Source organism: Microbacterium sp., assembly GCF_036277215.1.
Classification (GTDB): Bacteria; Actinomycetota; Actinomycetes; order Actinomycetales; family Microbacteriaceae; genus Microbacterium.
This window is the reverse complement of sequence record NZ_DASUNI010000069.1, coordinates 1-4713: the sequence shown is the minus strand read 5'-3', so window position 1 is coordinate 4713 and position 4713 is coordinate 1. Positions and strand designations below refer to the sequence as shown.

The window sequence follows — 4713 nt, the reverse complement described above, 5'->3', positions numbered from 1 at the left end:
CGGCGGCGTCCCCCACCACGAGCGGCACGTCCTTGCCGGTGATCTCCGCCACGCGCTCTGCGGCGATCGCGCTGGTGCCGGACAGATCGTCGAGCAGCACCACCTCGTGGCCGGCATCCAGTAGTGAGACGGCGGTGTGCGCGCCGATGTAACCGGCACCGCCGGCAAGGAGTACTCGCATGATCCGAGCCTACCGACGCATCGTGACGCCCGAATGCCGCTCAGCGGCCGTCGAGCCGGCCGCCCGACTCCCGCAGATAGCATTCCGCACACATCGACTCGTAGGTCACGCGGTCGGTCGACAGCTCGTCGATCGCGACCTGGTCGCCGTCGAAGACGAACCGGCCGCCGACCAGCCGGGCGTTGAAGATGGCCTTGCGTCCGCACCGGCAGATCGTCTTGAGCTCCTCGAGACTGTGCGCGAGCTCGAGCAGCCGACGCGATCCGGGGAAGGCCTCGGTGCGGAAGTCGGTGCGTATGCCGTAGGCCAGGACCGGGATGCCGTCGAGCACGACGATCCGCAGCAGATCGTCGACCTGCGCGGGGGTGAGGAACTGGGCCTCGTCCACGAGGAGGCAGGCCACGTCGACGGGGCGGCCGGAGGGCGTCTGCTCGGCGAAGAGAGCCTCCGCGCCGGACTGCTGCACCCGTTCGCGGTGCTGTGCGAACAGCTCGCGCAGTCCGGCATCCGGGTGGATGAGGAAGTCGACCGGACGTGACATGCCGAGCCGGCTGGAGATGCGGTCGGACTCCTTGGTGTCGATCGCGGGCTTGGCCAGCAGCACGTGCTGGCCGCGTTCCTCGTAGTTGTACGCGGCCTGCAGCAGCGACGACGACTTGCCGGAGTTCATCGCCCCGTAGCGGAAGTACAGTTTGGCCACCAGCCGAGCGTAACCGCCAGGTGAATGCGCGTCGCGTCGCGGCGTCTGTCAGCGCCCGCCGAAGCCTCCTCCGCCTCCGCCGCCGCCCGACGAGCCGCCGCCCGACGAGCCGCCCGACGACGACCAGCTCGAGCTCGAAGAGGAGCTGCTGGAGCGCCCCGAACTGACGGGTGTCACGGCGAGCCTGCCGATCGACGACGACGCATCCGACAGCGAGCGCGACGACACCGCGTCGAACAGGGCGGCCTGCGTCGCCTCCGCGGCCGGCGAGGCGCTGCGGATCACCTGCGCCCACTCGCGCTCCATCCCGAACAGCACCGCGTACGGCAGCAGCCGCTCGTACACGTTGACGATGCTGTTCCCGGGGGCGTTGGGTGTGTCGCCGTAGGGGCGGCGCCCGGACGAGACGAGGTCGGCCGTCTGCGGCGACTGGGCGGCGCGCAGGCGATCCTCCTCCGCCAGCCGCAGGTACTCGCGGATCCCCTCGAGGTACGTCTTGTGGATGCCGCCGGCCAGGGTGAGCGTCGACTTGGGGAGTGTCACGAAGGGCAGGATGAGAAAGGCGAAGAACCCGCTTGCGATGCCCGCGAGGTAGACGATGCCGCCGAGCGGCATCAGCCCGTTGAGGGTGTCGAAAGCGGTCTCGGCGAAGAACAGGAGGCCCATCGCCAGGAAGAAGCCGCTGAGGCTCGTGACCGCGCGGACCAGCCCGATCCAGTGCGGAAGCTTGCTCCGGTAGCCGCGCTGCACCGTCTGCTCGTCGATGCGACGGACGTAGGTGACAGATCGCGGCGGCGGCCGCTTGGCGAACCTGCCGAGGTCGACGCCGGCGCCGGGCTTGGCGTCCCTTGCGAAGAGCGTGTCGAGCACACGGCGATCGTCGTGCTCGAGACCCTCCTTGCTGCGCAGGACCACCTCGAAGTCGTCGGGGTCCTTGCGGTCCCCCGATGCGCGCAGCTCGACGGCGTCGCGGACGGCGAGGTCGACGAGGTGGGCGGCCATCGCCCGCTCGGGCACGTCGAGCACCCCCGCCGAGAGGGTGAGTGACTCGTCCTTCGGTGGCGTGTACTGCACGATGACGGGCGAGCGGTCGGGATTCCGTCGTAGCACCACGCGCATCACCAGCAGGAAGATCAGGCCGCCGACGCCCGAGAGCACTGCCAGCACGGGCAGGATCCAGTCCCACCAGGGGTAGGGAGGAGGCGGTGGCGGAGTGAGCGCCGCGAAGGTGCCCTCCGCGAAGCCGATCGCGACCGTGACGTTCTCGTCCGGCCCCAGGTCCACATCGCCTGCCTCGAAGGCGACCGCTCCGTCCGAGACGCCGAGTGCACCCACGGATGCCGCCCACACCTGCACCTCGTCCGGCCACGTCTCCGCAGGCGCGGGACCGATCTCGCACGGGTCGGTCGATCCGTCCGGGCCGGAGTAGCAGAACGCACGATCGTCGAGGACCCCGGCCGCGGCATCCCCCGCGATATGGACGTGAGCGGTGACCGACCCGAACGGCTGCAGGTGGTCGGTGCCGACCGTGTCCCAGTAGAACTCGTCGGCATCCGTGTCTTCGTATCTCAGCACGACGTCGCTCATCGTGTAGGAGATGACGTACGTCTGCGCCCCTCGCACGAACGAGTCGTCGCCGGTCAGCACGTAGACCCAGTTCTCGTCCTCCTCGGTCCACCAGGGGACCGGCGCGCCTTCCGCGCCTGTGACCCCCACCACCCGGGTGCGGTGGGCGATCCCCGAGTCGGCCTTGGGGATCGAGCGGACGATGCCTCTGTTCTGGTCGAACTCCGGGAATCTCGCCACGATCGTCTCGGTCGTGAACAGGTGGCTCTGCTCCCCTGTGCCGCGCACGAGGTAGTAGTCCGCGTCGAACGAGTCGTACGTGAAGTCGTGCACGGATCCCGCCACCGCACTCGTCGGCGCTGCCGCTGCCACCGGGCCCGACGCGACCGCCGGAACCGCCGCGAACAGCGCACCCAGCACGAACGCCACCGTCACGGCGACCGCGCGACGCGATCGCGGTCCCCAGGCTGGCCGCATGTCCCCCACGATAGGGGTTGCGCCGACCTAGGCCGTGAGCGCGAGCGACTCCGCGGTCTCGGAGAGGACTTCCTCAGCGGCCTCGGGACGCGGGTTCAGCTTCGCGCCATAGCTCGGGATGAGCTCGCGCAGGCGTGGCTCCCACTCGCCGAGCTTGTCGGGGAAGCAGGTCTGGATCAGACCCAGCATGATCGAGACGGCGGTGGAGGCACCGGGTGAGGCACCCAGGAGTCCGGCGATCGTGCCGTCCGCCCCCGTGACGACCTCGGTGCCGAACTGCAGCACGCCGCCCTTCTTGGGGTCCTTCTTCATGACCTGTGCACGCTGGCCGGCGTTCAGCAGCTGCCAGTCCTCGTCTTTCGCGGTGGGCACGAACGAACGGAGGCTGTCGACCTTCTTCCTGTGGTTCTTCAGAAGCTCGCTGACGAGATACGTGATCAGCGACGGGTTGTCGATCGCGACCTTCATCATCGGCCACAGGTTGCTCGGCCGCACCTGCGCCACGAGATCGAACATCGACCCGTTCTTGAGGAACTTCGGGCTGAACGTCGCGAACGGCCCGAACAGCAGCGAGGTCTCGCCGTCGACGACGCGTGTGTCGAGGTGCGGGACCGACATCGGGGGTGCGCCGACCGAGGCCTGCGAATAGACCTTCGCCTTGTGCTTGGCCACGAGCGCCGGGTTGGTGGTCTTCAGCCACTGCCCGCCGATCGGGAAGACGCCGTACCCCTTGATCTCGGGGATGCCGGACCGCTGCAGCAGCTTGATCGCCCATCCTCCGGCACCGACGAACACGAAACGGGCTCTCGTCTCGCCCGGCGTCCGACCGATCGAGTTGCGCCAGCGCAGACGCCAGGTGCCGTCCTTCATCCGCTTGATCTTGCGCACTTCGCGGTTGGTGACGACCTCGGCACCGTTCTCGCGCAGGTTGTCGAACAGCTGACGGGTGAGCGCGCCGAAGTCGACATCGGTACCGGCGGGGACGCGCGTGGCCGCGAACGGCTCGCCCGCCCGGCGCTTCTGCATCAGCAGCGGTGCCCATTGGTTGATGACGCGGGAGTCCTCGCTGTACTGGATGCCGGCGAACAGCGGCTGATCCTTGAGCGCCTCGTAGCGCTTCTTGAGGAATGCGACGTCCTTCTCACCGCGGACGAACGTCATGTGGGGCGTCGAGTTGATGAACGTCGACGGAGCGTCGAGGGCGCCCTCCTCGACGAGCGTCGACCAGAACTGACGGCTCTGCTGGAACTGTTCGTTGATCGCGATGGCCTTGGCCGGATCGACGGTGCCGTCGGGCCCTTCAGGCGTGTAGTTGAGCTCGCACAGGGCGGCGTGGCCGGTGCCGGCGTTGTTCCACGCGTTCGAGCTCTCCAGGCCGACATCGTGCAGGCGCTCGAACACGACGATCTTCCAGTCGGGCTGCAGCTCTTTCAGGAGTGTGCCGAGGGTGGCGCTCATGATGCCGCCACCGATGAGCACGACATCGACGGTTTCAGTCACCGCACAAGTCTAGGCGCGCGGCGGGCACAGCCCGGACGCCCGCGCCACCGGCGTCATCGCCCAGAGCGGATGCCGGTGTCAGGCGTGGGCGGAGAGCCCGGCCGCGACGAGCTCCGCGATCTGCACCGCGTTCAGCGCGGCGCCCTTGCGCAGATTGTCGTTGCTGATGAACAGCACGAGGCCCCTGCCTTCGGGCGCGGACTGGTCGGCGCGGATGCGACCGACGAAGCTGGGGTCCTTGCCGGCCGCCTGCAGGGGCGTCGGCACCTCCTCGAGCCGCACGCCGGGG

The 4713-nt window shown here is 68.8% G+C and carries 5 protein-coding genes; all 5 read right to left on the bottom strand.

Features of this window, described 5'->3' with window-relative positions; translation table 11 throughout:
• Positions 1 to 181, bottom strand: a 181-nt coding sequence (locus VFX99_RS03315) for an NAD-dependent epimerase/dehydratase family protein (RefSeq protein ID WP_329664893.1), incomplete at its 3' end; no start/stop codon positions are given.
• 40 nt (positions 182 to 221) lie between these two features.
• Positions 222 to 881, bottom strand: coding sequence for a thymidine kinase (locus VFX99_RS03310; protein WP_329664892.1), 660 nt, complete (start codon positions 879 to 881; stop codon positions 222 to 224).
• Positions 882 to 929: 48 nt separating this feature from the next.
• Positions 930 to 2924: a DUF2207 domain-containing protein gene (locus VFX99_RS03305; RefSeq protein ID WP_329664891.1), complete on the bottom strand. Its 1995-nt coding sequence runs from the start codon at positions 2922 to 2924 to the stop codon at positions 930 to 932.
• Positions 2925 to 2951: 27 nt separating this feature from the next.
• Positions 2952 to 4424, bottom strand: a complete 1473-nt coding sequence (locus VFX99_RS03300) for a malate:quinone oxidoreductase (protein ID WP_329664890.1) — start codon at positions 4422 to 4424, stop codon at positions 2952 to 2954.
• A gap of 78 nt (positions 4425 to 4502) precedes the next feature.
• Positions 4503 to 4713 (bottom strand): Asd/ArgC dimerization domain-containing protein (locus VFX99_RS03295; protein ID WP_329664889.1); only part of this gene is annotated, 211 nt, incomplete at its 5' end.